A 14,758-nucleotide genomic window follows, 5' to 3' on the forward strand; every position below is an offset into this window, starting at 1 on the left:
ATATTATGACTTCCCAGCACAGTACGAGCAATTACGTAAATTGCACTAATGCGATTGAACCGCCGTATACCGAACGGTACGTACGGTGGTGTGAGAGGTCGGCTACTCAGTCAATGGGTAGCCTCCTACTCGATTGCAACCCAGCCCCGGCCAGCGGCAACCCAGCCCCGGCCAGCGGCAACCCCGCCCCGGCCAGCGGCAACCCCGCCCCGGCCAGCTGCAACCCCGCCCCGGCCAGCTGCAACCCCGCCGCGACCTGCAGCGGCCCTGCAGCAAACTTCGCAGCGGCCCCCGGGCCCCCTACCTGAACGAAGTAACAAAGCTCGCGAACAGCGTCCGCACATCGTAATGGTACTGGTGGATCGGTTCAACGGGCCGGCCCATGCCGAGCAGGGTGTAGACGGCGATCCGGGCTGCGCGCACGGAATACTCCTCGGTGAATACGACATCGTCCGGAATCTCGCAGAACTGGCTGATGAACGCTAGGTTGGTCGAGCCGTCCGGCACAACCTCTGGCCGGTCGGTGCCAAGCCGCGGCATGAACTGGGAGGTGATGTACGGCATCATGCACGGGATACAGTTGGCTGTCGCCATGATCTCGTCCCGGTGGGCCTCAAAATGCAGATGGCCGATCAGCTCCTGCATAATCTCTTCCCCGGTACAGTCGCACATTCTTTTATTGACGAAATCGCCAACCTTGTCCGGATACAGTCCGTAGCCCCAGAACACCTTGACATGCTCCGGCTGACCCCGGAAATGCGGCTGGAAGGCCAGCACAACCGACATGAACCAGCTCGAATCCTTAAAGGTGACAAGCGCCCCTGTGCCGGCCCGGTTGCGGGTGAATTTTTCCATCAGGTCGAAGAAGACGGAATCCTGAAAGGTGACGGTGAACGACTCCCACTTCGATTCGTCCACATAATCCGCGAACGGGGAGGGGTTGCCGAGCCCGGGCTTTTTGCCGGCGATGTTCTCCCACAGCTTCCAGGAGCTGCCCTTGCCGTTCAGCTCAGGAGCCGAGGTCATCGAGCCAAGGCTTGCGCTTTCAGTCATAGAGCCGTTTGTGACGATAACGAGGTCTCCTTCTTTTACCTCAATCAGCTCCTCAACGCCCATACGTGTCACATTCATGCCTGTAACGGTAATGCCGTCGCAGTCCTTGAACTGCAGATCGGTTACCGTACATTTTAGCGAAAAGTCCACGCCGTGCGGCTCCAGATACTTTTGCAGCGGCAGAATAATGGAATCATACTGGTTGTACGGAGTGCGCGTGACCCCCTCAAGCGTCTGAATCCGCGGAAACTCATGCATGAAGCGGAGCATGTACCGCTTGAACTCAACAGCGCTGTGCCAAGGCTGGAAGGCGAAGGTGGTCGCCCACATGTACCAGAAATTTGTCGTGAAAAAATGCGGCCCGAACCAGTCGTTAATCCGTGCCTTGCCCATCGCTTCCTCCGGCGTTATGATCAGCTTGCCCATCGCCAGCCGGTCGCTCATATCGAAGCCCATCGACAGCACATCCTGAACCTCACCGTTGCGGTCAATCAGCCGGGCATTGGAATGGGTGGGGTTAGCGGTATCGAAGGCGATAATTTCCTCTCGCACCGATTGCCCCGGATGGTCGATAGAGGGAATGGTGCTCAGCAGCTCCCACAGATTCTCATACGCTTCATCGTTAAGCATCCGCCCGCCGCGGATCACATAACCTTGCTCTACGTCCCCAGCGCCGTCATTGCTGCCGCCGAGGATATGCATTTCTTCAATAATATGAATGTTATTTCCGGGAAAATCACAGTCCCTGACCAGATAAGCCGCACCCGCAAGGGATGCAATGCCGCCGCCTACAAAATAAACCTGCCGGTTACCGTACTCTTTTGCCACAAAGGTCGCCTCCATAAGGTTCTGATATGCTGTTCACTTTCTGCCCCTAATGTAATCCAAGCGAGGAACAGAAGGTATAATCAAAACTGCCGGAGTGTCCGGATTTTGGTCATTTGCCATAAAGTGTCTAGTTTTTTGACAAGAATATACAGCCGGTGAATAATAACGACGGGTATGTACAAAAAAAGCCGGACGGCCTAAGGCTGTACCAGCTTTTTCTCATATTTATGCAGCGCTTGAGTGAAATTTCCTTCGATCATTACGCTTAGCTGTTCAATCATGTGCTTCGGCTGCTCCTTCATTCCGCTGCGCATCCATTGGATAATGAGTCCTGTAAAGGCCAGAGTGTAAAAATTGGCGATAAACGCCTTGTCCTCACCGCTGACCTCCATCCCGGCTGACAGCTCCTGAAGGACACCCATAACGAGATCGCTCGTCACCTCATACAGGTACGTGTCCAGATGACTTCTGCCGAGAGAGTCCAGCGTGTTGCAGCAGAAGGTTTTGTTATTTTCGATATAGCAAAAGATTCTGTAAAAGCCGTCCGTCCAAGTACTGTAGCTGCGGTACCGGGCAATGCTCTCCACCGCCTCAGTCTGATAAATCCAGCCGAGCAGCTCAAAAATATCCTGAAAATGATAATAAAAGGTCTGGCGGTTCAATCCGCAGTTCTCCACCAGAAGCTTGACTGTAATCTTGTTCAGCGGCGTATGCTCCATCAGCTGCTTCAGGGAGCAGGCCAGCGCTCTTTTGGTCAGAAGGGATGTGGACATTCGGGTCACCTCATCTTGGAATCCTCTGAAACAGAAGCCATAGCAAATGCCGTTACGTAAAAAGCTTGCTCAGCCCTGACGCCTGCGCTTCATCAGGAAATAAACCCCTTCTGCAGCCAGCCCCAGCGCAAAACCGCCCAGTGTGAACATTATGAAAGTGAGAAAGCCCGCCAGATCCTCCCAGCCGGACATATCCCTGTACGTATAGCTGAACATCAGAACCAGTCCGGTGATCAGTCCGGCCGTGGACAGGCACCAGACCAGCCGTCCTCCGAGCCAGCCAAGCAGATTGATTAGAACGGTCACCACCAGTGCTAGCAGGCCGAACCGCAGGGCAATCATCAGATCAAAAGGCTCGGCGAGCACCGCAAAACGGTAAATAAGAAGCACTGCCCAGAACAGAAGGCCGTAGACGGCCATCCAGCGAAACCAGATGTTGCTTTTGGCGGTTGGCAAAAATCTCATAGCCGGTTCACCCCGTTGTCAGTTTATACGCTCTCCAGCTCTTCCGCACTCTGCAGCAGATGGGCCAGCAGGTTCGGAATATCCTCCATCTGCTCCTCGGTGATCTGCCGTTTGAAGGTGAGCTGGATGCAGTTGTTGTAAATCTGTTCTTCTCCGCCATAGCGGAAGCTGAGAGATTGCTCGGGCTTCAGCTCAGGCCCCCAGATGCCGGCCAGTATGCGTTCAACCTCTGGGCACTGGAGAGGAGGCTCGGTAACTTCCATATAAAAGCGGAGCAGCAGGCTGCAGCCGGGATTGCTGCCCGGTGTTTCCAGGATTTCATCGCTGAGCTCCTTCACGGAGGAGAGGAGGACAACCTCGGAGGTCACCTTGAACCCGTCCGTAAGCTTGAAAGCCAGCGTGAATTCTCTGGACATTACGGCCAGATTGAGCATGTCGGTGCGATCAGTAATCATCAGGATGCCGTCGAGATTATCATAGTCGTACAGCTGGTTTTCAAAGGCAATCTTGATGTTGTCAAACACAGTGGGGTGGAACAAGGACGCACCTTCTTACGTTTTTCTTTTTATTGTATCATGACGCAAAAGAGAGCGGAAATGTTCCCAAAATTATAATTCTGATTTATTCTATAGGAGATTAAGTTTTAAGCCGGCTACAATACTTCATAGGAACAGGATCAGGTGAACTTATGAGCTACAGTTATTTATCCCATCTGGAATGCCCGCAATGCGGGGAACAATATGAAGCCGGCGCTGTGCAGCAGCTGTGCGTATGCGGGTCGCCGCTTCTGGTACGATATAAGCTGGAGGAGCTGAAGGAAGCATGGAGCAAGGCGGAATTGTCCGGCAGAAAAGCGGATCTGTGGCGCTACCATGAGCTGCTGCCTGTGTCGGACGAGGGCAACGTGGTGACACTCGGCGAAGGCATGACGCCGCTGCTTGAGCTGCCCCGTCTCGGTGCGGATTACGGCATTGCGCGCCTGATGATGAAGGATGAAAGCCTTGTGCCGAGCGGCAGCTTCAAGGCTAGAGGCGCGGCGGTCGGCATCTCCAAGGCTAAGGAGCTGGGTGTTGCGAAGCTGGCCATGCCGACGAACGGCAATGCCGGAGCGGCCTGGGCGCTGTACGCAGCGCGTGCAGGAATTGAAGCGACGATTGTGATGCCGCAGGATGCGCCGAAGATTACGCGCAGCGAAGTGGCGCTGGCCGGAGCGCGGCTGTATCTGGTGAACGGCCTGATCAGCGATGCCGGCAAAATCGTGGCCCGCGAGGTAGCGGACAAGGGGCTCTACGATGCCTCCACACTGAAGGAGCCTTACCGTATCGAAGGCAAAAAGACGATGGGTCTGGAAATTGCCGAACAGCTCGGCTGGGAAATGCCGGATGTCATTCTGTACCCGACCGGCGGCGGAGTGGGGCTGATCGGTATATACAAAGCGCTGCAGGAGCTGAAGGAAATCGGCTGGGTGCAGGGCCGGCTGCCGCGGCTGGTGGCAGTGCAGGCGGACGGCTGCGCGCCAATCGTCAAAGCCTGGGAGGAAAAGGCTGAACGCTCGGAGTTCTGGCCGGACTCGGCGACAGCTGCCTTCGGGATCAATGTGCCGAAGGCGCTGGGCGACTTCCTGGTGCTGAAGGCAGTCTATGAGACGGATGGCGCGGCAGTTGCCGTATCCGATGCGGAAATGAGCGCGGAACAGGCTAAACTGGCCCGGCTGGAGGGCTCATTTATCTGCCCTGAAGGCGCTGCGGCTTTTGCCGCCGCGCGCAAGCTGGCAGAGCGCGGCTGGATCAAGCCGCATGAGTGTGTAGTTGTACTCAACACCGGCGCCGGGATCAAATATCCCGACTCGGTGCAGGTGGAGGCGCCGCTGCTGGAGCCCGGCGAGTTTATCTAAGCCGGGGATGGGAGCGGCGGACAGGCCGGCGATAAAAAAGGGGTGTCCCGGCAGTAATGTGCCGGGATACCCCCCTTTTTTGTGAATTAAGCACAGTATAAAGTAGTGACCTAAGCTGACTTAACCGGATAGCTGCACTTTATACACTTATTTCGACGATTTATCGGGTAGATGAGAAAATAACTGCAGCTTGTGCAGCTATATTTGCTAATTTCGCGATAGTTACGGAAAAAAACGCAAAAATAACTGCACAAAGTGCAGTTATTCTGTACAACAATCATTAAACAGGCGATATAGCTGTACAAAGTACAATTATCTGCTTTGTTACCCTGAAGGCGGCTCAGCCTCCGGCCAAATCATGCTCAGTCCCCGGCTTATCCATGCTCAGCCTCCAGCCGGTTCAGGGTCTTCCGCCGGCTCCCTTAGTTCGCTGGCGCAGGTGCGGTGTACTTCAGAAATGTCTTGGGAATCGGACTCTCGAAGGTCAGCAGGTCGCCGGTTGTCGGGTGCACGAAGGAGAGCACCCGGGCATGCAGGCCGAGCCGGCCGACTGCCTTGGTTTCAGCGCCGTATTTCTTGTCTCCGGCGATCGGGTGGCCGATGTCGGCCATGTGGACACGGATCTGATTTTTGCGTCCGGTCTCAAGGCGCACTTCCAGCAGGGAGAAATGGCGATTCGCCTGGATCAGCTTATAGTGGGTCACAGCATGCTGACCGTCGCCCTCATGCGGGCTGGAGTACATTTTGAGCGTGGAGGTTTCCTTCAGCCAGGAGCTGATGGTGCCTTCGGCTTTTTTGACGGCTCCTTCCACAAGCGCCACGTAGGAACGCTCCTTGACCATGTCCTTCCAATTGATCTGCAGCTTCTGCTGCACCGCTTCGCTTTTGGCGAACATCATAACGCCGGAGGTGTCGCGGTCCAGCCGGTGCACCACAAATATGCGGTTGCGCGGATTACCGAGGCGCACATGCTCCATCAGCTGGCGGTATGCCGTCTGTTCATTTTCATCACCGGTAGCGATCGACAGCAGGCCTGCATCCTTCTGGATGACAATTAGATCATCGTCCTCATGGACAATGGTTAGTCCGGTCATCTCCTTGGCCTGCACCTGCTTCTCCAGGTCGATAGCTACGGTCTGGCCCGGCTGCAGCGGATAATTATGCTTCGTAACGGCCTTGCCGTCTACGGATACCTGTCCTCGGGACAGCAGGGACTTGACAGAATTGCGACCACGCCCGCTGAGCGTGTCCAGCAGAAACGGCAGGAGCTCGGCCGGCCGGTCTACAGTATAGCTTTTGACCGCAGGCACGGCCTTTGCTCTGGCTGCCGGACCAGGCTTGCCGCCCGGTTTATTGGAACGGGTTCTAGTACCCGGTTTTGACTGTGGTTTGGCCTGGGAGGAAGCACCTGGCTTGGCGCCTCGTCCGGACGCTTCCCTGGGATTTCTTCTTGTGTTCATGCGCACATTCTCCGTCCTGTAATAGAGTACTCCTCAATATACCACGGCCGCTTCAGAAATACTACGGAACCGGTGCTGAGCTGTAGAATAAACGCTACAGATAGATCAGCAGACCAGCCAGAATGAACCCGGCTGCTCCTGTACAAGCCCAGCCCAGAACAGCCGCATATTTGGATTCCCGTACCCAGCCGCTGGTCCGGTAGATATTCCGGTCGACAGACAGCAGTATCAGTGCGGAGAACAGCAGCACCATGGCGGTGCAGGCCAACAACCGGATCATCAGGCTCCTCCTTTAACAGCATAATCTATCTGCCTTTCAGTCCTACCCTCTGCAGATGCATATGAAGCTCAACATCCACCGTTATTCCGCTGTAGATGTCTTCCCAGTCCTTTTTTTCGCGGATATGCTGCTTCCAGTAGCCCGGATGCCGGGCGCGGATCAGCTCGCCCATACCGAAAATGTCCGAGTGGTCCTTTTGGGTACGTCCGATAAGACCGCTGACGACCCCCTTGATCTGTGTATTAAATTCCTGCTCAATCTTATGGAGGGCAGCCGCGGAGCTGACCGGCTTTTTACTGTCAAAGTGCTCGTCCAGGTCCCCTTCGAAGTACAGTTCATATTTCAAGTACGGTTTGCCGTCCCTGATCGAGCTGGTGGTCTTGGTGAAACGCCGGTTGGTTTTGATAATCACATTGCCATACTCTCTGGTCTTGAACAGGGCGGAATAACCGCCGGGGTCCATGCCCTGTACCGCCATAAAGGCGCCAATTTCCAGGGGCTTTGTCGTATTGACCATCCGGTTGCCGCTGAAATAAGCCAGACCTTCAATAAGAATATTCTCTTTATCGCGCAAAGCGACGTATGGCAGATAGGCGCTTTCGCCCCATTTGGAGTCCGCTGACCAGAACCGCCCAAGATAATCACGGGGGAATTTGCCCGAGGCTACCGCTTTTTCCATCATGGAAAGAATGTAGAGGGTAGGTACCCGCTGCAAAGGCGGTTCGACGTCCATGAAGCGGGAGGCTCTTCCCTCGGATACGAGCAGCCAGGTTCTGCGCCGGATCTCGGGATTGCGGCGCAGATAGTCATTTAGCTCATCCAGTCTGCCCCGGGCGATCGTCTCACTGATCACGATGACCCGCAGGTGGACAAGATAACGGGGATCGGCGATCTGCTGCTGCAGATTGTTCATCGCATCATCCAGCGTGTGGCCCGTCACAGTAACCACCCACACCGGGCTGGCCTTTGCCCCATCGCTTGAGCTGCCGCTTCCCGGCCCGAGGGGAACCCTTCCCGGCACGGCAATCTGGGCTGTAACGCTGATGGCATGCCCGGGCAGCTTCATATTGTCCAGATGGGTTACCTGCTCCTCTGTCGCCATTTCCTCCGGTGTAGCTGCATCTATCGACAGACCGAGAACGAGTGCACGGTCCTCAATTTCCACCTGGTCCCAGCAGCCTGCCAGCAGCAGCGTGAGGATAGCCAGAGCAACCGCAGCGGAACAAAACTTACGGACGGGCCTCATCAGGCAGCCCCGCGCTTTCGTGGACGACGGATCAGGTACATGCTCCAGAGCAGGAAGAGATACACCGACAGAAGGATCATGGAGGCGGCTCCCAGAGCTAGAGACCAGGTATAAGTCTCGAATACGTTCGCAGGGAAGGCAGCCATTACGAAGGTAAACGGCAGGATAAGCGTGGAGCTTATCCGCTGATCCCGGAAAGCAAACACCTGCTGGAGCAGGCAGGCTGCGAGATAGTAGGTGCTGTAGAGAGTGGTGAAGACTGAAATCACCCACAGTACAATAAAAATGGCGTCCAGCCGCTCCAGAAAACCTTCGCCTACTGCAGCCGAGCGGGCGGATTCCAGCGTGGGATAGATCAGCAGCTTCGTTTCTTCCGACCCGAACAGACCGATGGCGGCAACAACTATCAGGAGGTAGATGATGCCTGCTACAGCAATAGCGAGAACGCCGGCCCGCACGGCCTGCTTCGGCTTTTGCATAAAGGGAACCAGCAGCACGATAATAAAGGAGCTCTGGAACAGAAAGCTGGCTTCCACCGCACCTCTCCAAAAAGCAGCAGAGGGCATCACCAGCACCGGCTGCAGATTGAGCAGGTCCATATTGCGCATCGAGATCAGGGTGATAAACAGGATCGGGCCGATAATAAGCGGCAGGTAGAAGAAATGAATATAGGTAAATTTAATGACATCTCTTCTGGAAGACAGCTGGCAGATCAGCAGCATGAGAAATACGGTAGCTTCGATAGGTGTCTTTTTAAAAAGCACGGTGGTTGCCACATCCCCGAACTGGCGCGCAGTCAGTCCTGTCAGCAGGACGAAAATCAGCAGGATCAACACAGCGAACACGAACGAGAGCGGCTTCCCGATCAGGCGCCGGCTGAAGACAAACAGGGATTCCCGGGGAAACCGACGGCATAATGAAGCCAGCAGCCAGAAGCAGGCAATGGAGATGACGATACCGCTAAAAGCTACAAATGGAGCGCTGCTTCCCCCGGTAGCGGCCATATACCGAGGAAAGCTGAGGATGCCCACACCAATAATTGTGCTACCGATTACGGCGGCCGTTCGCAGCGTCGTGATCTGACGGGTAGCGTTCACCGGCTTCACCTCCCTGCTGGAGAATCTGGTCTTCGTATACATCAGGTACTGCCCTCGGAAGCCTTGCGCTGTCCCGGACATGCAGGAAGCTGGGACGGCGGCGCATCCACCACAAAGGGACCCGCACCAGCGCATCCTTCCAGTCACGCCATTTGCCGGGAATAAACGGGGACATATAAGGTACGCCGAAGGAATCCAGGAACAGCAGATGGTTGATGATGAGAATGGTGCCGATCATGACCCCGTACAGCCCGAACATGCCGGCCAAAAGAATCAGCGGAAATCTCAGCATCCGCAGGGCAATCGCTGCATTATAAGCCGGAGTAGCGAACGAGCCGATGGTAGTCAGCGCCACAATGACCACCGTAATCGGGCTGGCAAGCCCTGCGGCTACCGCGGCCTGTCCGATGACGAGTACTCCCACAATGGACAAGGCTCCGCCGATCATCTGCGGCAGGCGGATGGTGGCCTCACGCAGCACCTCCATCGATACCTCCATAATCAGCACCTCCAGTACCGCGGGAAATGGAACGCCTGCCCGGCCTCCGGAGATGGCAACAGCGAAGTCTGTCGGCATCAGCTCCGGATTGAAGGAGATTACAGAAACATAGAGGGCCGGGAAAAACAGCGAGCTGGCCAAAGCGATCAGCCGGATGATCCGGATCAGGCTGCCCATGATGAACCGTTCGGTGTAATCGTCGACCGTCTGGAAAAATTGGTTAAACAGGGCTGGAATAATCAGCGCGAACGGCGAGCCGTCGACCAGAATGGCCACCCGTCCCTCCAGCAGCGCAGCAACGGTCTTATCCGGCCGCTCCGTATTCTGTACCTGCGGAAAGGGGGAGAGGGGCTGGTCTTCAATGAACTGTTCAATATATCCGGCATCAATAATGCCGTCGGTATCAATAATGGAGATTCTGCGCATCGCTTCAGCCACGAGCTGAGGATCAGCGATGCTGTCCAGGTAGCACAGGGCAACCCGTGACCGGGTGCGGCTTCCGAGCGGACTGATCTCGACCCGCAGATCTGTACTTTGCAGCCGGTAGCGCAGCAGAGCGAGATTGTTCTCGAGCTTTTCCACATAACCTTCCCGCGGCCCCCGGATGACCTGCTCAGTCTGCGGCTGGTCTACGCTGCGCAGGTCAATCTGCCGCATGTCCAGCAGCAGGGCCTCGGGAACGCCGTCAATCAGCAGAACCAGATTACCTTTGACAATTGCAGGCGGCAGGCAGCTCAGCTTCCGCTCCGAATTGCCCTGGGTCACCTGCACCGCTATTTTCCAGACATAATGGATAATCCCGTCAAGATTTTCCGGTACACCTTGATGATCATCCGGACGGGCCATAAGCGGCTTCAGGATGTGCTCCTGGATCTGCTCCTGGTTAACAAGTGACGAGAAAAAGATCATCACAGCCTCATATTTACCGAACAGAAGGAAATCACGGGCTACAAAATCGCCGTTAGAACCCAGCAGAGCCTGCAGATGCTCCAGATTATCTGCAAGGCTGTGGCCCAGGACTTCTGTCTCAGGAGCCTTCGGGGGGCCGGGCTGCTGTTTTTTGATATAGGAAGTGTACTTTTCTTTCCAGCCTTGCATAGCGTCCGCCTCCTTTAGAATGGCAGTTTTGAAGATCACTATAGAGTTTTGCTTACCGCAGCCGATTTTATGTAAGTACAGCCAGGAAGGAGCTGCAGACGGACTGCCTGTACAGAATTTTTTTTGTCTGTTCTGCGGTTGCTCATTGGCCGGATGCCCGGTAAACTAAAGAGAGAATGACTCAAACCAGTGCTTCCTTAACAGGATATTGCCAGTATGAAGCGATGCAAGAAAGTCAATTCTCACAAAACTTTTAGGAGTTATGATAGCGATGAAAATGCAAGCACCTACTATGGAACAGGCGCAGGCTGAACTGCAGAAATATTACGGCTATCCGGATTTCCGGGAAGGCCAGAAAAAAATCGTGCAGCACCTGCTGGAAGGCGGCGACACCCTGGGCATCATGCCGACCGGCGGGGGGAAATCGATCTGTTACCAGGTTCCGGCGCTGCTGATGCCGGGGCTGACCCTGGTCATTTCACCGCTGATCTCATTGATGAAGGATCAGGTGGACGCCCTGACTACGGCCGGTATCCCGGCCGCATATATTAACAGCACCCTGAGCGGCAAGGAAGTGAACGAGCGGATCCGTGCTGCACGCCGGGGCGAGCTGAAGCTGCTCTACGTTGCCCCTGAGCGGCTGGAGCTGGACTGGTTCCGCCTGGAAATGGCGGGCCTTTCTATTTCCTGCGTCGCTGTGGATGAAGCCCACTGTGTATCCCAGTGGGGGCATGACTTCCGCACCAGCTATCTGGCGGTGGCGCCGTTCGTTGAGGAGCTGCCGCAGCGGCCGATTCTTGCCGCTTTTACAGCGACGGCAACGCCGGAGGTTATGGAGGACATGGTCCGGCTGCTCCGCCTGCGACAGCCGGGCGTGTTCATGACCGGCCTCGGCCGGGACAACCTGGCGATGTCGGTGCTGCGCGGGGAGAACAAGCGCGAATACGTGCTGGATTACACCGCCAGCCATTCACACCAGCCGGGGATTGTGTATGCCGCGACCCGCAAAGAGGTCGATGACCTGTACCAGCGGCTGCAGGCTTCAGGAATCGCCGCCGGACGGTACCATGCCGGGATGAGCGACCAGGAGCGGGCGGACAGCCAGGAAGGGTTCCTGTATGACGATATCCGCGTCATGGTGGCGACCAATGCCTTCGGGATGGGCATCGACAAATCCAACGTCCGTTATGTTATCCATTACAATATGCCGAAGAATATGGAGGCTTATGTCCAGGAGGCCGGACGCGCCGGCCGGGACGGGGAGCCGAGTGAGTGTATCCTGCTGTTCAGCGCGCAGGACATTATGACCCAGAAGTTCCTGATTGAGCAGAATCCCCAGGACCCTGAGCGTAAAGCGAACGAATACCGCAAGCTGCAGCAGATGATCGATTACTGCTACACGACCCGCTGCCTGCGCAGTGCCCAGCTTGCCTATTTCGGCGAAGACCACGGAGACAAGCCCTGTGGGATCTGCAGCAACTGCACGGATGAGCGTGAGCTGGTCGATATGACGGTGGATGCGCAGAAGATATTCTCCTGCATCCACCGGATGCGGGAGCGCTTCGGCGTGGCGCTGGTCGCATCGGTGCTGAAGGGCTCACGCAGCCAGAAGGTGCTGCAGTACGGCTTCGAGCAGCTGCCGACGCACGGGGCGATGTCGAGCCGAACGGAGAAGGAAATTACCGAGAGCATCAATGTGCTGATCTCGGAGGGGTATCTGGCCCTCTCGGAAGGCCAGTATCCGGTCGTGCGGCTGCAGCCGCTGGCAGCCGAGGTGCTGCGCGGCCAGCGCCAGGTGCAGCAGCGGGTGGCCCGGCCGCTGGTTACCGGCGGGGCCGGCTCCGGGCGGAGCCGCAGCCGGGGCTACGACCATTCACCGTCTGCCGTCAACGAGACGGTGTTCGAGCAGCTGCGCCTGATCCGCCGAGATCTGGCGGGACGCGAGCATGTGCCGTCCTACATCATTTTTAATGATGCGACCCTGCGCGAGATGAGTGTGGTTTGTCCGCAGACGGAAGCGGAGATGCTGAGGGTTAAGGGTGTCGGGGAAGTGAAGTACCGGAAATACGGCAAGCCGTTTCTGGAGTTTTTTCAAAATGAAATGTAAAGAAGGTTATAAGGCATGAGAATCGTCCTGGCTACATTAAACGCCAAATATATCCACACCTCGCTGGCCATCCGCCTGCTAAAGGCATACAGCGAGCATGAATTCCCGGATATTATGCTGGCTGAATATACTATCAAGGATCCTGCGATGAATATCGTGTCCGACTTATTCCAGAAGAAGCCCGACGTAATCGGATTTTCCTGTTATATATGGAACATTGAAGAGACCATTAAGCTGGTCGGTATCCTCAAACAGGTGCTGCCGGAAGTTAAGATTGTCTTGGGAGGGCCGGAGGTATCCTATGAGCCGCTCTACTGGATGAAGCGCGAGCCCGGCGTGGATTTTGTCGTAAACGGTGACGGGGAGGAGACCTTCCACCACCTGCTGCAGGAGCTGCGCGATGAGCGCAAGTTCCATTTTGTCTACGGGGCCGCTTACCGCAAGGGCGAGGAGCTGATCGTCAACCCTCCGCGTCCCAAAAGCGATCTCAACACCCTGCCGACGCCCCACCGGTTCGCCGATGATCTGCCGGATCTCAGCAAGCGGATTGTTTATTTTGAGACCAGCCGGGGCTGTCCGTTTAACTGCCAGTTCTGCTTATCGAGTATTGAGGTCGGTGTACGCTATTACGATATTGAGCGGGTGAAGTCGGATCTGCTCTATCTGATCAGCAACGGGGCCAAGGTCATCAAGTTCCTGGACCGCACCTTCAACATCAACCGCAGCTATGCGATGGAGATGTTCCAGTTCCTGATCGACAACCATCAGGGCTGTGTGTTCCAGTTCGAGATTACGGCTGACATTATGCGGCCGGAGGTGCTGGATTTTCTGTCCGAAAATGCGCCGCCGGGGATCTTCCGCTTCGAAATCGGCGTGCAGTCGACCAATGACGAGACGAACGAGCTGGTCAAGCGCCGCCAGAATTTCACCAAGCTGTCCCGCACCGTAATGAAAATCAAAGCCAGCGGCAACATCGACCAGCATCTGGATCTGATCGCCGGACTGCCGCAGGAGGATTACGCGACCTTCCGCAAGACCTTTAACGATGTGTTCGTGATGGAGCCTGAGGAGCTGCAGCTGGGCTTTCTCAAAATGCTCCGCGGCACCGGCCTGCGCGCCCAGGCTGCCAAATACGACTACACGTACATGGAGCATGCGCCTTATGAGATTCTCAGCTCGCATGTCATGTCCTTTGCCGACATTATCCGGCTGAAGCGGCTGGAGGATGTGCTGGAGAAATACTGGAACAGCCACCGGCTGGATCATACGGTCAAGTATCTGATCCGCCATGTCTTTGAGTCGCCGTTTGATTTCTTTCAGGAATTCGGCGATTACTGGGAGGAGCGGGGCTGGCAAAAGATCGGGCACCAGCTTGAGGATCTGTTCACCCGCCTGCATGCGTTCCTGACGGACAGGAATACCCCTTCGATGGAGATTATTACAGGGCTGATGAAGCTGGACTACTTCCTGGGACACAAGTACAAGCCGCGTAAAATCTGGTGGGATAACGCACTGGAGAAGGCGGAGTGGGCGCGACACATGAAAGAAGTTGCCGCTCATCCGGAGCGGGTCTCGGCAGCGCTGGCGGAAGCAGGATACAGTGAGCGTGAGCTGCAGAAGTTCATGGTGCTTGAGGTGCTGCCGTTCCGGCTGGGACCCGTGCTGGATTCGATCAGCGGACTGCGGGCGGATACAGTGCAGTTAGTTTCACCTGCATTAGCAGGCGAGGCTGCAGATGATACCGGTGCGGCTGCTGTTATATCTCAGCCGGAGAGCTCCGGGATTGCAGCGGCCTTTAATGCGGCAGCCGGGATTGCCGGAGGCTTGGACAGCAACCCTTCTGCTGCGGTTGCTGAAGCTCCGGCGCAAACGGACGGCAGCACTCTGCTGATCGTGCTGTATCAGCAGGATGAGAGCCAGCGTGCGCAGTATTATGCTTTGCCGCTGAGCTAATGTAG

At 56.0% G+C, this 14,758-nt stretch carries 12 protein-coding genes; 3 read left to right on the forward strand and 9 right to left on the reverse strand.

Annotated features, from left to right (window positions below; genetic code table 11):
- Positions 1-300: 300 nt before the first annotated feature.
- From BLR64_RS22490 to BLR64_RS22505, 4 genes are all read right to left on the reverse strand, one after another.
- Positions 301-1,881, reverse strand: coding sequence for an oleate hydratase (locus tag BLR64_RS22490; RefSeq protein ID WP_090717768.1), 1,581 nt, complete (start codon positions 1,879-1,881; stop codon positions 301-303).
- A gap of 197 nt (positions 1,882-2,078) precedes the next feature.
- Positions 2,079-2,654: a TetR-like C-terminal domain-containing protein gene (locus tag BLR64_RS22495; RefSeq protein WP_090717770.1), complete on the reverse strand. Its 576-nt coding sequence runs from the start codon at positions 2,652-2,654 to the stop codon at positions 2,079-2,081.
- Positions 2,655-2,723: 69 nt separating this feature from the next.
- Positions 2,724-3,119 (reverse strand): hypothetical protein, encoded by a 396-nt coding sequence (locus BLR64_RS22500; protein WP_090717772.1) that lies wholly within the window; start codon positions 3,117-3,119, stop codon positions 2,724-2,726.
- Between the two features lie 23 nt (positions 3,120-3,142).
- Positions 3,143-3,658: a hypothetical protein gene (locus BLR64_RS22505; RefSeq protein ID WP_090717783.1), complete on the reverse strand. Its 516-nt coding sequence runs from the start codon at positions 3,656-3,658 to the stop codon at positions 3,143-3,145.
- 149 nt (positions 3,659-3,807) lie between these two features.
- Between BLR64_RS22505 and BLR64_RS22510 the strand changes: the two genes are divergently transcribed.
- The gene (locus BLR64_RS22510) at positions 3,808-5,013 is read left to right on the forward strand and encodes a threonine synthase (protein WP_090717785.1); all 1,206 of its coding nucleotides are present in this window, start codon (positions 3,808-3,810) and stop codon (positions 5,011-5,013) included.
- A 422-nt stretch (positions 5,014-5,435) separates the two neighbouring features.
- Here BLR64_RS22510 and BLR64_RS22515 read toward each other — a convergent pair whose 3' ends face one another.
- From BLR64_RS22515 to BLR64_RS22535, 5 genes are all read right to left on the reverse strand, one after another.
- On the reverse strand, positions 5,436-6,473 hold the full coding sequence (locus BLR64_RS22515) for an RluA family pseudouridine synthase (protein ID WP_090717788.1): 1,038 nt from the start codon (positions 6,471-6,473) through the stop codon (positions 5,436-5,438).
- Positions 6,474-6,567: 94 nt separating this feature from the next.
- Entirely contained in the window at positions 6,568-6,753 is a 186-nt protein-coding gene (locus BLR64_RS22520) for a CLC_0170 family protein (RefSeq protein WP_090717790.1), read from the reverse strand.
- Between the two features lie 25 nt (positions 6,754-6,778).
- Entirely contained in the window at positions 6,779-7,999 is a 1,221-nt protein-coding gene (locus BLR64_RS22525; protein ID WP_090717793.1) for a Ger(x)C family spore germination protein, read from the reverse strand.
- Entirely contained in the window at positions 7,999-9,096 is a 1,098-nt protein-coding gene (locus BLR64_RS22530; RefSeq protein ID WP_167360760.1) for a GerAB/ArcD/ProY family transporter, read from the reverse strand. The genes BLR64_RS22525 and BLR64_RS22530 overlap by 1 nt, the downstream gene beginning before the upstream one ends.
- On the reverse strand, positions 9,044-10,693 hold the full coding sequence (locus tag BLR64_RS22535) for a spore germination protein (protein WP_090717798.1): 1,650 nt from the start codon (positions 10,691-10,693) through the stop codon (positions 9,044-9,046). Before BLR64_RS22535 ends, BLR64_RS22530 begins: the two co-directional genes overlap by 53 nt.
- A 271-nt stretch (positions 10,694-10,964) precedes the next feature.
- On the opposite strand from BLR64_RS22535, the gene recQ reads away from it, so the two are divergent.
- Both recQ and BLR64_RS22545 read left to right on the forward strand, forming a co-directional pair.
- Positions 10,965-12,800: a DNA helicase RecQ gene (recQ, locus tag BLR64_RS22540; RefSeq protein ID WP_090717800.1), complete on the forward strand. Its 1,836-nt coding sequence runs from the start codon at positions 10,965-10,967 to the stop codon at positions 12,798-12,800.
- Between the two features lie 15 nt (positions 12,801-12,815).
- Complete coding sequence (locus BLR64_RS22545; RefSeq protein ID WP_090717802.1) at positions 12,816-14,753, forward strand: B12-binding domain-containing radical SAM protein; 1,938 nt, start codon at positions 12,816-12,818, stop codon at positions 14,751-14,753.
- Positions 14,754-14,758: the final 5 nt, after the last annotated feature.

The organism is Paenibacillus typhae (assembly GCF_900099765.1).
GTDB classification, from domain to species: Bacteria; Bacillota; Bacilli; order Paenibacillales; family Paenibacillaceae; genus Paenibacillus_AQ; species Paenibacillus_AQ typhae.